Here is a 16,499-nt window from a genome sequence, read left to right on the forward strand (position 1 = left end):
TAGTCCAATCAGCGGTTGCGACCAAGCTTAAGCTGAATGGGAAAATCCACCACGATAGCAACTGCTTCACCATTTAAGATGTGTGGTTTAAATTTGGTTTTTTGTGCAGCCTGAACACCTCGTGCATCTAAACTGCTTAATCCTGTACTTTGTTTCACTTTGACATCAATCGCTTGTCCTTGAGGATTAATCTTGATAGTCAAAACCAGTAAACGCTGTTGATTCTGTAACTCACGGTCATCGTAATTCAGCTTGCCAAAGCTCAATACATCAACCTTACTGACCATAATCGGTTGTTGCGGTTTTGGTGCAGATTCAGCACTTTGCTCCTTTTTATTTTCTCGACCTTCTTCGCCACCAGATTTTTGAGTCTGCTCATTTGATTGCCCAGAAGATGACTGTTGTTTCGAAGTATTTAACTCAGTCTTGGTTTGCGTTTGCATGGATTGTTGTTGATTCGACGCTGTGCTGTTATTTGAAGATTGATCTGTTGTTTTTGTCAGTGTGGCTTTTTGAGTATTTTGTTTTGGTTGATCCATGATCACTTTCTTGGATTCGCTACTCTGAATTACTTTGGTTTGTTTTTGCTTGGATATTGGTGTTTTAGCATTCGGCTGCTGTGTCACTGCTTGCATTTGTGATTGTGTCGAATCGGTTGCTGTATCTGTACGGCTCTCTTGAACCGTTTCTGTCTTATTCATACGGACAAAGCGAATTTTGATCGCATTTTCTGGTGAATGCGTTTCAACGAATTGATCAGTTTGTAAAAAAGTCATCGACCAAATCAATAAGACATGCCCCAGCATGACCCCACACAACGTCATATACGTTTGTCGATCATATCTACTGGTCAATACTACAGACATCAATTGAACTTAATGATGAAGTGATGAAATATTGGAAACAGCATCCTGAAATAAATTGCTCAGGATATCTTGGCTATTTGATCTGTAATGTTGAATTACCATACTCATTCCTCTTTAGCTAAATGAAAGCAGACCCATAAAAAATCTGCCTTATATCTATATAGACGAATGAGAATGGAAAAAAGCCTAATGAGAAATGTAATGAAATGTAAACTATTCTTATTTTAGTTCTGTTTTCTCTTAAATTTTATCCACCCTAGTGAATCAACTTTCAATATCTATCAAGACCTTGCAAGTTTTATATAACCAAACAACCAACCGAACCAAAATATTGATTTTATTAAAATTATTTAAAAAGTATCGTGCTTATTGTCCTAAAAACCTCAGTCCTACACCTGGTTCGGTGACAATATATGTGGGTTGAACAGCGTTATCATTCAGTTTGCCTCGCAGTTTTGCCACTAAAATTCTTAAATAGTGTGTGTCTTCTTGATGAGTAGGTCCCCACAAACCATTTAAAATTTGCGGTTGAGTAATCAATTGCCCTTTATGCTGGGCCAACAGGGTTAACAGTTGATATTCCTTACGGGTCAATGAAATCAATTGTTGGTTTAAAAATACTTGTCGATGTGCAAAGTCAATTTTTAGCACCCCATCATCAAAACAAGCAGACTCCACAGCCACATTTTGATATTGGCGAAGCAGCACCCGTATTCGCGCCATCAGCTCCTGTACGCTAAAAGGTTTTGTCACATAATCATTGGCTCCAGCATCCAATAACTTCACTTTTTCTTCTTCACTTGAACGTACAGACAATACAATGACAGGCACATGTGACCAGACTCTTAACTCTGCCAATACTTCTGCACCATCTAGATCAGGTAAACCAAGATCAAGAATCACCAAATCTGCACCATGCAAAGCTAAAATTTCCAAGCCCTTTTGACCATTTTCAGCCAATAGTGTCTTATAGCCTTGAGCACGAAGTGCAATATCTAAAAATTTACGAATCTGTGTTTCATCATCAATAATCAATACATTGGTCATCGAGCTTGTTGATACATTTTGCTCTGGCATGATATTTCCTTAAATCAAAAAGCAAGATTATCCAATTTGCTGGATCGGGAGTTGCATACGAATACATGTCCCTTGATTATTCTTCGCAGAAGAAGCCATAATTTTACCCATATGTGCGCCAATAATCGCTTTGACAATTGTTAATCCAAGCCCTGTACCATATTGTCCTCGATCACCACGCTCCATGGTGTAGAACATATCAAAAATTCGCTCACGCTCATCTTCAGGAATACCCTGTCCTTGGTCACTGATTGCAATTTCAATTTCATTCTCACTACATTGTACAACGTCGATACATACTGCTTTATGTTCTGGCGAAAACTTAGCAGCATTTTCAAGTACATTGAAAATAGCCTGTTCAATCAGTGCGGCATGAACATATAAACTTAAGCTCTGCTCAGGTAAATGTACTTCAACGATACTGTGTGGCATATAGCGTTTTAAACGACGCACTGCTGAACCAATTAACTCATCTACACCAATCCAATCCCGTTTAAGACTAAGACCCTCATGTCCTAAACGCGTCATATCGAGTAAATTTTGGATATAACGGTCTAAACGTTCACCTTCTAAACGGATGGCTTCCAATAAACTGTCCTGATCTTGTTCATCCATAGAATGACGGTAATTGGTCAAAGTATCTGCTGCACCAATCATAGACGCTAAAGGCGAGCGTAAATCATGTGACACCGATGAAAGCAAAGCTGAGCGCAGTTTTTCAGTTTCCGAATTAATATTGGCAATTTCCAATGCTTTGCTCAGTTGAGTTCGAGAAATTGCTTGAGCAATATATTCAATCATTGTTTCGGTTAATTGCTTTTGCTCAGTATTTAAAACGGATAAATGCTTGGGAAACTTGATTCCAACGACGCCTAAACATTGTTTAGATGCCAACAAGGGCAAAAACCACCAGTCATTTTCAGTTAGAGTTTGAGTAAATCGTCCTGAAGGTTGATGATTTTTAAAGGTCCAATCTGCTGAAATTTTCTCTTTATCACTGATGGTCAATAAAGGACTTACTTCAGCAGACAAACCTGGAAAATAAAACCAGATTTCAGCATTTAAATTTTTACTTAGGCTATTTTCTGCAATCTCTTGAACCTGCTTCAAATCTACGGCGACAGAAAGCTTTTGTCCCAAATCCTGCATAATACTGTTATAACTATTTGCCGCTTTTAACGCGACAACTTGTTCTTTTAAACGTGAAGCCAAACGGCTGGAAATTAAAGCAGCACCCAGAAAAGCGACCACAGTAATCACGCCTTGATGTGCTGAAATCTGAAAAGTAAACTTTGGTGTAATAAAGAAAAAATTATACGCCAAGAAAAATAGAATCGCTGAAAAAACCGCCGCCAACATGCGTGTTTTCGATGCAACAAAAACCACCGCGGTAATAAAAATCACCGACAGCTCTTCAATACCTAAATATTCTTCACCTAGACTCGCAATGAAAATACTCATCACCGTCGTCGATAATACGTAAAATATTTCTCTTAGATTTAAAAACCGACTTTGTTCAAGAATCGTAGAATATGGTTTATTTTCTGCAACAATCGGCACCATACTGAGTTCAAAACTCGGTTGATATTTTAATAATTGATCTACAAAATTCTGCTTAAATTTTAAATGGAATTGAAAGCTCTTTGCCTTAGGTTGGGTGAGTACCAATGTCGAAATACCCCGATCAATCACATAATCAAACAGCGTTTTTGCATGTTGTTTACCATAGAGAATTTCTGTCATTCCGCCCAATTGACGGGTCAAATTTAACGCTCGTTCGATTTCACGTTGCTGAGAATTTTCAGATTTATAATGAATTTGAGAATCTTCTGAAAATGCAACCACAGTCCAATGTGCTTGACGATTTTCAGCTATACGGCAACCTGCCCGAACTAAAGCCTCTGCATGCCCTCCACTATCTAACATAATCAGAATATGGTTTTTCAAAGGAATGGGAACAAGTCCCTGTATCGAAAAATTTTCTCGAACATCGCTATCGACATGACTGGCAACGGTTTGCATCGCCAATTCACGTAAAGCTGTCAGATTGGAATGATTGAAAAAGCGCTGTAATGCTTGTTGTGCTTGTTCAGGGACATAAACTTTACCTTGATTTAAACGCTCAAGTAACTCACTTACAGGTAAATCAATTAAACGAATATCTCGAATACGCTCAAATACACGATCTGGGACTGTTTCAGCCACACGAATCCCTGTAATTTGAAATACCACATCATTTAAACTTTCCAAATGCTGAATATTCATGGTGGTAAAAACATCAATGCCTGCATCCAACAATTCATTGATGTCTTGCCAACGCTTTTCATGGCGGCTATTTGGCATATTGCTATGGGCAAACTCATCCACTAAAGCAATACTGGGTTTGGTTGCAAGAACAGCATCCAAATCCATTTCTTCAAGCTGATGCCCTTGATACTCAATGATTTTGCGTGGAATAATTTTCAAGCCTGCAAGCAAGTTTTCTGTTTCGACACGACCATGCGTTTCAACATAACCGATCACAATATTGTTGCCCTGCAAGGCTAATTCATGTGCACGCACCAACATGGCAAAGGTTTTGCCAACACCCGGAGCAGCCCCCAAAAAGATGGTGAGTCGTCCAGATTGATAGCGTTGGGTATGTTGTAACAAGACATCTGCTTTATTATTTCGATCATCTACCATAGCGCTAGTGTCTTCCAAATATTGGCAGTGATGCCATCCTTTTTAAATGTGATTAAATCAGTTTGCTTTACTTATCATGCTATTGGTATCTATTTTATGCTGTCTTTTCAAGTTTAGAACACAAGAAAACATTGAAGCAGAATGCGATAAAAATCAAATGCTCCATTAAATTTTTATCACATCCTGTACAGCCTCTAAAAATAACCGATCCAATATGGTCTGTTGACATTTCATAAATGGTTTGCGTTGTAGGTTAAAATTGAGCAGGCATGAGGAGTATACTCCGCAAGGAAATGAAGAAAATAGCGAGACTATTTTCAACTTTCATAACATAGGCTGAGATAATTTTAGCCACAACCCTTCGGGACTAGCGTGTTTTTTGTCGCTTCGTCGTTACGAACTACTCATTTAGAACGACTAAATTTCGTATTTCGCGCCTAGAATCGTCTAAAAAACACACTTAGTCGCAAACCTAGACGAATTGCCAACAGACCCTAATAAACTTGGCAATCTAGTGGATTATTTTCCAAGCTGATCCAGCGCTAAATTTAATTCTAGAACATTGACTCGTGGCTGCCCAAAAATTCCAAAAGTAGCTTGAGTGGTATATTCCTCAACAAATTGCACTACATTTTCTTCAGTTAAATGACGTGCTTTGGCAACTCGCTTAACCTGAATCATTGCAGACTGAACACTAATTTCAGGATCAATACCACTTCCCGAAGCAGTCACTAAATCCGCAGGAATTTTGGATTTTTCAACATGCTCTTGCTGAGCAATTTTATCCAAGCGTTCCGCAACAATATGATGTAATTCAGGATTGGTTCTTGCCATATTACTCCCTGCCATGTTCATGGGATCATAGTGTGCAGCCGATGGTCGAGCTTGGAAATATTGCGCTTGTTGAAAAGGCTGTGCGACTAGACGAGAGCCCAATACATGATTTTTTTCAATCAACAGACTTCCGTTGGCTTGTTCAGGGAAAATCAGTTGCCCAAGCCCAGTAGCCGCAGAACTATAGACAAAACCGCATAGCCCCAAAGCGACGAGTGTCAAACCAAATGAAGCACGAATTAAACTGGATAATGATAAGTCAACATTTTGATGCGTTTCAGTATTCATTTGCATATTCCTCTCTCAGTTTACAGTGCAAGCAATGGACTGATCATCAAATCAATCAATTTAATTGCAATAAAGGGCAGAAGCACACCACCAACACCATAAATCAGCATATTACGGCGTAACAATTGGGTAGAAGTTGCAGGTTTAAACTTTACCCCTCGTAGAGCAATTGGAATCAATAACGGTATAATGATGGCATTAAAAATGAGTGCTGAAAGTATGGCACTTTCAGAACTACCCAAATGCATGACATTCAAACTATTCATTTGAGGAATGGCTGCCACAAATAATGCAGGTAAAATAGCAAAGTATTTGGACACATCATTCGCCAATGAAAATGTGGTCAAAGCACCTCGGGTAATCAGTTGCTGTTTACCGATCTCAACGACAGACAAAAGCTTGGTTGGGTCTGAATCCAAATCCACCATATTTCCGGCTTCTTTGGCAGCCTGTGTTCCCGAATTCATTGCCAGACCAATATCCGCTTGCGCCAATGCTGGCGCATCGTTGGTACCATCCCCGACCATAGCAACCAAATGCCCTTTATTTTGCTCAGCACGAATACAGCTTAACTTATCTTCAGGTTTGGCTTCTGCAATATAGTCATCTACCCCTGCTTCTGCTGCGATTGCAGCTGCAGTCAATGGGTTATCCCCTGTAACCATCACAGTTTTAATTCCCATTTCACGCAAACGTGCAAACTTTTCCTTGATTCCTTGCTTAATCACATCAGAAAGTTCAATGACCCCAAGAATATTTTTGTCTTTTGCAACGACCAGTGGCGTTGCACCTTTGGATGCCACCTGCTCTACACGAGTTTTTAACTCACTATGACTTTCTAGACGCTGTGATGCAAATTGAAGAATTGCATCCAATGCTCCCTTACGAATTTGATGTCCATCACTTAAATCTATGCCTGAGATGCGTGTTGATGCACTAAAGGCAATAAACGCAGCATGCTCAGGTTCGCTCACACGTTCCCCCAACTCTTTTGCCAAGGCAACCACTGACTTTCCTTCGGGCGTAGGATCTGCAAGCGATGTTAATATGGCAGCTTGACGAAGTTCTGATTCAGTTACTCCGACTAAAGGATAAAAGGCTGTTGCTTGACGGTCGCCATAAGTAATCGTTCCTGTTTTATCCAACAGCAACACATCTACATCACCTGCAACTTCAACGGCTTTACCCGATTTCGCAATCACATTGGCTTTTAATGCTCGGTTCATCCCAGCAATCCCAATTGCTGGCAATAATCCGCCAATCGTGGTGGGAATTAAGCAAACCAGCAATGCTACTAATACAATCGGATTGATTTCGATTTTTAAGAAATGTCCAATAAACGGTAAACTGAGAACCACCACGATAAAAGTTACAGTCATGACGGTCAGTAAAATACCCAAGGCAATTTCATTCGGTGTTTTTTGTCGATTGGAACCTTCAACCAATGCAATCATACGATCTAGGAAACTATGCCCAGATTCGGCTGTAACTTGTACAATGATCTGATCAGTTAAAACTTTAGTTCCGCCGATCACGCCAGACTTGTCTGTTCCTGCTTCACGTAACACAGGTGCAGACTCCCCAGTAACCGCAGCTTCATTGATGGTGGCAAAGCCCTCAATAATTTCTCCATCCGCTGGAATCAATTCACCTGCACGAACTTCAATCAAATCATTCATTTTTAATTGGGTTGCTGCAATCTGCTCACCCTCTGTATCTGTTTTAGATTTGAGTCGTCGTGCGGTCAAATTTTGGCGAGCTTGTCGTAACGAAGAGGCTTGACCTCTCCCCTTCGCTTCCGCAATTGCTTCGGCATAGTTGGCAAAAAGTACGGTGATAAATAATATCAAGGTGACTGATAGACCAAATAACACATTTGCTTTGCCCATCACTGTACTGATCAAAGTAATGATCGTACCCAGCCATACGATTGCCATAACAGGATTTTTTATCGCATGTTGTGGGAGTAATTTAACCCATACATTCTTCCAAGCTTCAGCTTGAAAAAGCGTAGAAGATTTATTTGTATTCAATTGTTTTGAAGGATTCATTTGATTCACCCTAACCTTGTACCAATAACAGATGATCAGCAATCGGTCCTAAGACCAGGACTGGCATAAATTGTAATAAGGTCAACATCACCACAATGGCAATCAGCGTAAAAGCAAATGTTGGGGTCTCAACTTTTAAACTGCCTTTGCTTTCAGGCGCTTGACGTTTAGCAGCCAAACGTGCAGCAATAATGAGCGGTATGATTAAAGTCGGAAAGCGACCAAGTAATAAAGCAATGACACATGTGACATTCCACCACACCGTATTGTCTGCCAAGCCTTCAAAACCAGAACCATTATTGGCAAAAGCAGAAACATATTCGTACAGGACTTGGGAAACCGCGTGATATTGTGGATTACTGTTACCCGTCAATTCAGGGAAAAATAAAGCAATTGAAGTTAAAGTGAGAATCACAATGGGTTGAATCAAAATCACCACTGCCAATAATTTAATTTCGCCTGCTTCAATCTTACGTCCGAATAATTCAGGAGTACGTCCTGTCATTAAGCCTGCAATAAAGACAGCCAAAAACAGATAAATAATGAATTGCTGTAAACCACAACCAATCCCACCCCAGATGGCATTTATCAGCATGTTGGCGAGCGCCACTAGACCTGTTAAAGGGGATGCCGAGTCATGCATCATATCCACTGATCCATTGTTGACTTGTGTGGTCACTGCTGCCCAAAGTGCGGAAGATGCTTCACCAAAACGTAGTTCCTTTCCTTCCATTGCATAAAGTTGTGATGCCGTAGAAGAAAGGCTTTCAGACCAAATCGCAATGGTCGCAGAAAGCACGGACATGAACAGCATTGAACCAAAGACAAAGCCTGCAAATCTTGCGCGTTTGGTGAAAAAACCCAACATGAAAATAACAGAGACTGGAATCAGTAAAATGGCGATCATTTCTAAAAAGTTAGACAGTGGCGTTGGATTTTCTAAAGGCACACTACTGTTTGGTCCATACCATCCTCCCCCATTACTACCGAGTTGCTTAATGGCAACCATCGGTGCAACAGGACCTAAAGGAATTTTTTGTGTTTTTAATTCAGTGGATTGATCTACTACTTGAACGTCTGGACCACCTTGAAAGGTTGCTGGAACGCCTTGGCTATTCAATAACAATGACCACACCATACACAACGGAATCAAAAAACGAAATGTAGGGCGAATCACATCTGCCCAATAGTTCCCGACATTTATTTTTTGAACTTTACTATTAAATGGTATTGAATGATCTGCTGTGGAAAAATCATTTGTTGGTAAAGAGAATAAAGCACGGACTGTTGCAACAACCATCGCCAACCCCATCATCGGAGTGATGATTTGCAAACCAACGATCCCCACCATCTGAGACAAATATGACAATTGGCTTTGACCAGAGTAATGCTGTTGGTTGGTATTGGTTAGGAATGAAACCATCGTATGCAGTGCCAAATCCCATGACATATTAGGTGCATGATTTGGGTTTAGTGGCAGACTGGCTTGGAACATAAACAACAACCAAGTGATCAATCCAATCACCAAACAACTGATCACAAAACTCAGTGAATAGGTTTTAACATTCATCCCCTGTTTAGGGTCTGTCCCCAATAGCGCATAAATCGGCTTTTCAATCCAATTGAACAGTGGGTCAATTTTCATCTTGCGATTCTGCATAATCCATGCGAGATACTTTCCTAAGGGATAAGCCAGTGCAGTCACAATGACCAAGAGCAAAATAAACTCTAACATGACCTTGCTCCTTGGTTTGAAAGACTGAGCTGAGACATGCCAATCCTATTAATTTGGGCATGTTTTTTAAGTTTTTGTCGTAAGCATATTTTTGGATGCTGTACTTGTTGATGCGCTATATATTTAGCACTCATCTTTTCCATCCTAAACACTGGGATATTCCATTTCTCAGTATCGGAAAATAGCCCGTAAACTCTCTATTCACGGTCAGATCAACCGCGTAAAAATTTCGTAAAATTTTGTCTTTTTTCATTTATAAGTAGCGTTAAATACATTAAAAAGGTTCAATTTTTTAAATTCTTGCTTATTTCATTTATGGAAAATTTTGAACTAGTCAAAGCTTTGTTTTTGGGGCTTATTGAGGGTCTGACCGAGTTTTTACCGATTTCCAGTACTGGTCACTTAATTCTATTTGGGCATTTGATCGACTTCCACTCAGATTCAGGTCGAGTATTTGAAGTGGTGATCCAACTCGGGGCAATCTTGGCTGTATGCTGGTTATATCGTCAAAAAATCATCGAATTAGTACGCGGCTTTTTCTCAGGTGATGTACATGCTAGACGTTTTACAATCAATGTCTTGGTTGCCTTTATACCCGCTGTGGTGATTGGTGTACTTGCTGTTGACTTTATTAAACAGGTGCTGTTTAGCCCCCTAGTTGTTGCTTTTGCTTTAATTATTGGCGGTTTGATTATTTTTGCCGTTGAAGCCAGAAAGTTTGAGCCGAAAACCATAGAAGCAACCGACATCACCTTGAAACAAGCTATTTTGGTGGGTTTTGCACAATGCGTTGCCATGATCCCTGGAACTTCACGTTCTGGCGCAACGATTATTGGCGGAATGTTATCGGGCTTATCACGAAAAGCAGCCACTGAATTTTCATTTTTCTTGGCAATGCCAACCATGTTAGGTGCTGCAACCTATGATTTAATTCGTAATGCTGATGTTTTAACGTCTGATAATCTGATGAATATTTCAGTAGGCTTTGTTGCTGCATTTATTGCCGCTATTTTGGTGGTAAAAGCTTTGGTAAAATTTGTTGAAAAACATACATTAAGAGTCTTTGCATGGTATCGTGTTGTATTGGGTATTATTTTATTGATTGTATTTTTATAAAAAATTTAAATCGTTTGAACTGGCTATGATCTGGTTGTTATGATTTTGCCCTACCTCTATCGACCCACATTCACTGTGGGTCTTTTTTTAAGTTTAAATTCCCTGAATAGTTTAGAAATATCTTAAGTACTTTAAATCATTGAACATGGTCAATATGAAAACTCTACAGGGAATAACATCATTCTCGCTCATTATTCCTGACTATGAGCATTCATTTCATTTTGCGAAAACGCTTCATATTGAGTTTCATCCCCTAACTCATCTGGACGACCAAAACCATATCGAGTACCGAATTGAGACAGATAAACGCCAATATTAGGACGTGGATTACGTGTTGGAAATACTGTAGAAATCGAGTGTTTATATATGATCTGAATTTGCCCCATAGTATTTTTTAGCAAAACAACATAAGGGTCAAAAGACTCAATATGTCCTTGTAGTTTAATTCCATTGACTAAGAAAATATAAACAGGGATATGTTCTTTTCGAAGTGCATTCAAAAAAGGATCTTGTAAACTTTGATTTTTTGACATTTTTTCAACTCCAAAATTTAAAATAGGGAGCAGACTCGACTAAGTTGTTAAAACTATTCATCCATGAAGCCCACACATTATGTTGTTCAAAACTAGACCATAGCGTGTAAGCTCCTACTCATGTCTCAGTGTTGCATCCCGATTTTCATTGGATTATTTAGAAGTTTTATTTGACATCTTTGAATGATCCATTTTCGACATATCAGTCGAGTTTCCATGCTGATGTTGTGAATGATCATTTTTTTGAGTTTTACTTTCCTTGGTTGGTTTACAAGGCTCTTTACACTTCTCCTGTTTTTTTACTGTAGTTTTACCGTCAGCTGTTTTATGTTCATCACCATGTGCCCAAGTTTGTGTAGTGCCGATTAATGCACCTATACACATGAATACCATTACACTTTTACTGAATATTTTTTGCATTTTGTCACCCAAGTTGGCTTTGATTCGCTCTACAATAAGACAGTGACTCAAACTTCAAGATGACATGAAAATGACATTTATGTCATTCATGGGCATGTTTGCTTTTATAACGTTATGATGACACCGAATGAGATAGACACTTGAGGAAATTACAATGAGAATTTTATTGGTCGAAGATGAACAAAAAACTGGTGATTATCTCAAACAAGGTTTATCTGAAGCTGGTTATATGACTGATTGGGTCACAGATGGACGCATGGGCAGACATCAAGCGCTTTACGAAGAATATGACCTTATTATCTTAGATGTCATGCTGCCAGAGCTAGATGGTTGGCATATCATTCATGATGTCCGTAAAAGCGGAAAAACCATGCCTATTTTGTTTTTAACCGCACGTGATCAAATTGAAGACCGAGTTAAAGGACTGGATCTAGGTGCAGATGATTATTTGGTTAAACCTTTTGCCTTTGCAGAATTATTAGCACGTATTAAAAGTCTGCTTCGTCGTGGACAACAAAGAGAAGACAGTAACTTAATTCGGATTGCAGATCTTGAGCTAGATTTAAGAAAACGTCGTGTTACCCGCGCAGGACAACGTATTGATCTCACTGCAAAAGAATTTGCACTGATGGAATTATTTATGCGCAGACGCGGAGAAATTCTTCCTCGAGCACTCATCGCATCGCAAGTTTGGGACATGAACTTTGACAGTGACACCAATGTGGTTGAAGTTGCAATTAAACGTTTGAGAAATAAAGTCGATCAAGATTTTATGCCAAAACTGATTCAAAATGTTCGCGGAATGGGCTATGTGCTTGAGGTAGAAGATGAGTAATCGTCTGTTTAATGCTTTAAGTTTTAGAATTGCCATTATTTTTTCTTTTTCTACCATTACTATTCTAATGACAATGGGATTGGTCATCCATAAAGGCGTCACACGGCACTTTGAGAAAGAAGACCAAAAGTTACTTGATGGAAAAATCCAACTCATTCATAGCCTATTAGCGCAAAACCCCACCGACTCGTTTGAGCTGTCCATCTCATTAAATGATGCACTCATTGGGCATGATAATCTGATTGTTCAAGTTGAACGACCAACAGGTAAGATTATTTTTAGTTCAACCAATGCCATTATTGCCACACAGAAAAACACCAAATCTCAGCACTATCCGTGGATTGAATGGAAAGTACAAGATAAAACCTATCGTGGATTTATTTATAAAAAAAATATTAAAAGCAATAATATTATTCAATCTACCCAAATTCTAGTGGGTATCGACACCTCCGAGCATTTAATCTTTTTAAACGAGTTTAAGCGCCAACTGTTTTATATCGGTTTAATTGGTACACTGTGTTTGATGTTTTTAGGTTGGTACGCCGCATGGCGTGGCTTACGTCCTGTGCAAAGAATGGCGAAAGTCGCAGAAAGTATTTCCGCACAACATCTTTCTGTTCGTTTAGAACTTAAAAATACTCCTTTGGAATTAAAACCTTTGACCATTGCATTTAATGAAATGCTCGATCGTTTGGAATTTGCGCTGGAAAAGCTCTCAGACTTTTCATCAGATTTAGCCCATGAAATCCGCACTCCGATCAATAACTTAATGACACAAACACAAGTTTGTCTGTCTCGTAGCCGTGATATAGATGCCTATAAAGAAGTTTTATTTTCCAATTTAGAAGAGTTTGAACATCTGGCAAGAATCGTCTCGGATATGTTGTTTTTAGCAAAAGCAGAAAATGGTTTAACTTTAGCCAAAGTTGAACAGATTGATTTAGCTACAGAAATCGAAGCATTATTTGAGTTTTATGATGCACTAGCTGCGGAAAAAAATATCCGTTTTGAACAATCAGGTTCAGGTAAAGTCAATGCCGATCCAACCATGTTACGCCGTGCCTTGAGCAATTTATTTTCCAATGCGATCAAATATGGAAAAGCAAATTCAGTCATTCGTGTTAAATTTCAACAACAAACAGAAAATACTTTATTTTCGATAGAAAATGAAGGTCCTGCCCTCTCTCCAGAACAATTATCACGTGTATTTGACCGCTTTTATCGGACTGATGCATCTCGTCAAAGAGTTGAAGATGGCACAGGGCTTGGTCTGGCAATCACCAAGTCAATATTGGATATGCACAACGCACTGATTTATGCAGAATCTAGAGATGGGCTGGTGATTTTTTCGATTATTTTTAAGAATTAATACTTTGACTAAGCATCTCAATCACAATTGCGAATCAATAGGTCAAGATCGTCAATCCACCTGATTATTCATACAAGTGATTCGATTTCAATTATTCATATTCAATAAACTTTATGCTTTTATAAAAATGATTAGACGCTTTTAAAGATTTATTTTTGAATCATAGGTGGTCTTTCTATCGTGAGGCAACATGGATGTCGCCCTGTTGAGCGAGGGTGTAAGTTTCCCTCGCTCAACAGGGTAAAAAACCAAGTACGGTTTTTTACAGCACACGTTTTAACAACCTCTCAGAATATGAACTTTTTATGCACTTAGCCGTAAACGTAATGCATTTGCGATCACGGAAGCAGAACTCAAACTCATTGCAAGCGCAGCGATCATTGGAGACAACAACCAACCTGTAAAGAAATAAAGCGCTCCTGCGGCAATAGGTATTCCCAAAGCATTATAAAGAAAAGCAAACATCAAATTTTGCTTCATATTTTGGACAGTTGCTTCAGAAAGTGCGCGCGCAGTCCCAATTCCTCTAAGATCACCCTTAATCAAAGTGACTTGAGCGCTATTCATTGCAACATCAGTACCTGTTCCCATCGCAATGCCAACATCAGCTTTTGCTAAGGCTGGTGCATCATTAATGCCATCTCCTGCCATTGCAACAATGCGCCCCTCACTTTGTAATTTACTGACCAAATCAAGTTTATCTGCGGGTTTAACTTCGCCATAAACTTGGTCTATTCCCAGTTTTACCCCCACTGCACGAGCTGTGGTCATACCATCGCCTGTTGCCATTACGATCATCACGCCATCTTTCTTTAAAATTTCGATCGCTTCCGGCGTGCTGCTTTTTATGGGATCAGAAACTGCCAGTAACCCCAACAGATGCCCATCAGCTGCCAAATACATAACACTAGCGCCTTCAGATCTTAATTTCTCTGCTTGAGACACTAAAACATCAACAGAAACATCCAACTGTTGCATTAAAGCAGTATTACCAAGTGCCAAGGTCAAACCTTCTACTTTGCCCATCACCCCGATACCAGAGTCAGAGTCAAAAGATTCAGGTGTAGTTAATTCAATATTTCGTTCACGGGCAGCGTGTACTATGGCTTCGGCTAAAGGATGCTCACTTCCTTGATCTAAACTTGCAGCCAAACGTAATACATCATCACTTGAAACACCTTCTGTGGCAATAACACGATCAAATCTCGGCTTCCCTTCAGTGAGCGTCCCTGTTTTATCAATAATTAAGGTATCGACTTTACGTAAATTTTCAATTGCAGCAGCATCGCGAAACAGCACGCCCTTTGTCGCCCCATTTCCAGTTGATACCATAATGGACATGGGCGTCGCCAAGCCCAGAGCACATGGACAAGCAATAATTAAAACAGCAACAGCATTAATTAAACCATATACCCAACTTGGATCAGGTCCGAAAATCCCCCATCCGATGAAAGTAGCAATCGATACGCCAATCACAACCATGACAAATTTTCCTGCAACTTGATCTGCCATACGTTGCATCGGTGCCTTTGATCGCTGAGCTTGCGAAACCAACTGCACAATTTGGGAAAGCATGGTCGCAGAACCCACTTTTTCTGAACGTATAATCAATGAGCCACTTGTATTTAAAGTCGCTCCAATCACTTGATCTCCAATTTTTTTATTGACAGGTAAAGGTTCACCAGTCAGCATAGATTCATCAATAGAGCTTTGTCCCTCTACAATAACGCCATCAACGGGTACTTTTTCACCCGGTCTAACTCTTAATACATCTCCAACGTGTACAGAACTCAGTTCAACATCTTCTTCAGTTCCATCAGCATTGATTTTTCTTGCTGTTTTAGGGGCAAGACCAAGTAATGATTTAATCGAGGCTGAAGTTTGGGAACGGGCTTTTAATTCTAAAACCTGTCCTAATAAAGTCAGTGTGATGATTGCGGCAGTTGCCTCAAAATAGACCGATACACGCCCCATAGAAACGAAAGAGTCAGGAAAAACCTGAGGAGCAATTGTTGCAACCACACTATAGACAAATGCAGCCCCTGTTCCTAAGCCAATTAATGTCCACATATTTGGATTTCGGTGTACCACGGACTGCCAACAACGAATAAAAAATGGGCGACCTGCCCAAAATACGATAGGTAAAGTTAAAACCAACTCAATCCAACTTTGCGTCGACATCTTAAACCAGTTCACTTGATGACCAAACATAGCAAGAAAAACAACAACAATCGTCATTGGTAAGGTCCACCAAAAACGCTTTTGAAAATCTTCTAATTCAGAATGATCTTCATTTTCTAAACTGGGCAATTCTGGTTCTAAGGTCATACCGCATTTAGGACAATTTCCTGGATGATCTTGTCGAACCTCAGGATGCATCGGACATACATAGATTGTTACGGAATTTTGAAGAGATTGATCATTCTCACTTGGCTGAGCAGAATGGTGTGAATGACTTGCTTTTTCATGTCCTACTGGAGGTTGTATTTCCTTATTGCTGGAGGTGTATAAATGTGGAGCTGCGCTAAATTTTGATTGGCATTTCTCACTGCAGAAATAATAGGTTTTCCCTTCAAAATCATGCTGAAGTGCCTCTTGTTTATCTACATACATATTACAAACAGGGTCTTTCATAGAGTTTTCTATAGTTTGCACTTTTTGTTCGTGTTCCATACTTCTCTCCGTGATTT

Annotated in this window: 12 protein-coding genes; 3 read left to right on the plus strand and 9 right to left on the minus strand. The window is 39.5% G+C overall.

Annotated features, from left to right (window positions below; translation table 11 throughout):
• Positions 1-8 precede the first annotated feature (8 nt).
• The 6 genes from F938_RS06535 to kdpA all read right to left on the minus strand — a co-directional run bounded on the left by F938_RS06535 (position 9) and on the right by kdpA (position 9,536).
• Positions 9-866, minus strand: a complete 858-nt coding sequence (locus F938_RS06535; protein WP_005030496.1) for a TonB family protein — start codon at positions 864-866, stop codon at positions 9-11.
• A 366-nt stretch (positions 867-1,232) separates the two neighbouring features.
• Positions 1,233-1,943: a response regulator gene (locus tag F938_RS06540; RefSeq protein WP_005030500.1), complete on the minus strand. Its 711-nt coding sequence runs from the start codon at positions 1,941-1,943 to the stop codon at positions 1,233-1,235.
• 27 nt (positions 1,944-1,970) lie between these two features.
• Positions 1,971-4,628, minus strand: a complete 2,658-nt coding sequence (locus F938_RS06545; RefSeq protein WP_005030502.1) for a sensor histidine kinase — start codon at positions 4,626-4,628, stop codon at positions 1,971-1,973.
• Between the two features lie 519 nt (positions 4,629-5,147).
• Complete coding sequence (kdpC, locus tag F938_RS06550) at positions 5,148-5,750, minus strand: potassium-transporting ATPase subunit KdpC (protein WP_004828681.1); 603 nt, start codon at positions 5,748-5,750, stop codon at positions 5,148-5,150.
• A gap of 20 nt (positions 5,751-5,770) precedes the next feature.
• Positions 5,771-7,801, minus strand: a complete 2,031-nt coding sequence (gene kdpB / locus F938_RS06555; protein ID WP_005030503.1) for a potassium-transporting ATPase subunit KdpB — start codon at positions 7,799-7,801, stop codon at positions 5,771-5,773.
• A gap of 10 nt (positions 7,802-7,811) precedes the next feature.
• Positions 7,812-9,536: a potassium-transporting ATPase subunit KdpA gene (gene kdpA, locus F938_RS06560; protein ID WP_005030506.1), complete on the minus strand. Its 1,725-nt coding sequence runs from the start codon at positions 9,534-9,536 to the stop codon at positions 7,812-7,814.
• Positions 9,537-9,851: 315 nt separating this feature from the next.
• Here kdpA and F938_RS06565 point away from each other — a divergent pair, with 315 nt between their 5' ends.
• Entirely contained in the window at positions 9,852-10,652 is an 801-nt protein-coding gene (locus F938_RS06565) for an undecaprenyl-diphosphate phosphatase (RefSeq protein ID WP_005030508.1), read from the plus strand.
• A gap of 191 nt (positions 10,653-10,843) precedes the next feature.
• Here F938_RS06565 and hfq read toward each other — a convergent pair whose 3' ends face one another.
• A complete protein-coding gene (gene hfq, locus F938_RS06570; RefSeq protein ID WP_005030511.1) occupies positions 10,844-11,185 on the minus strand; it encodes an RNA chaperone Hfq in 342 nt (113 codons plus the stop codon).
• Positions 11,186-11,338: 153 nt separating this feature from the next.
• The gene (locus F938_RS06575; RefSeq protein ID WP_010590876.1) at positions 11,339-11,605 is read right to left on the minus strand and encodes a hypothetical protein; all 267 of its coding nucleotides are present in this window, start codon (positions 11,603-11,605) and stop codon (positions 11,339-11,341) included.
• Positions 11,606-11,759: 154 nt separating this feature from the next.
• Here F938_RS06575 and F938_RS06580 point away from each other — a divergent pair, with 154 nt between their 5' ends.
• Positions 11,760-12,440, plus strand: coding sequence for a heavy metal response regulator transcription factor (locus F938_RS06580; protein ID WP_004828666.1), 681 nt, complete (start codon positions 11,760-11,762; stop codon positions 12,438-12,440).
• Positions 12,433-13,809, plus strand: a complete 1,377-nt coding sequence (locus F938_RS06585; protein WP_005030515.1) for a heavy metal sensor histidine kinase — start codon at positions 12,433-12,435, stop codon at positions 13,807-13,809. The genes F938_RS06580 and F938_RS06585 overlap by 8 nt, the downstream gene beginning before the upstream one ends.
• Positions 13,810-14,112: 303 nt before the next feature.
• Here the strand turns inward: F938_RS06585 and F938_RS06590 are convergent, their stop codons facing one another.
• Positions 14,113-16,482 (minus strand): heavy metal translocating P-type ATPase, encoded by a 2,370-nt coding sequence (locus F938_RS06590; protein WP_005030518.1) that lies wholly within the window; start codon positions 16,480-16,482, stop codon positions 14,113-14,115.
• Positions 16,483-16,499 lie beyond the last annotated feature (17 nt).

It is taken from the genome of Acinetobacter bereziniae LMG 1003 = CIP 70.12, assembly GCF_000368925.1.
GTDB classification, from domain to species: Bacteria; Pseudomonadota; Gammaproteobacteria; order Pseudomonadales; family Moraxellaceae; genus Acinetobacter; species Acinetobacter bereziniae.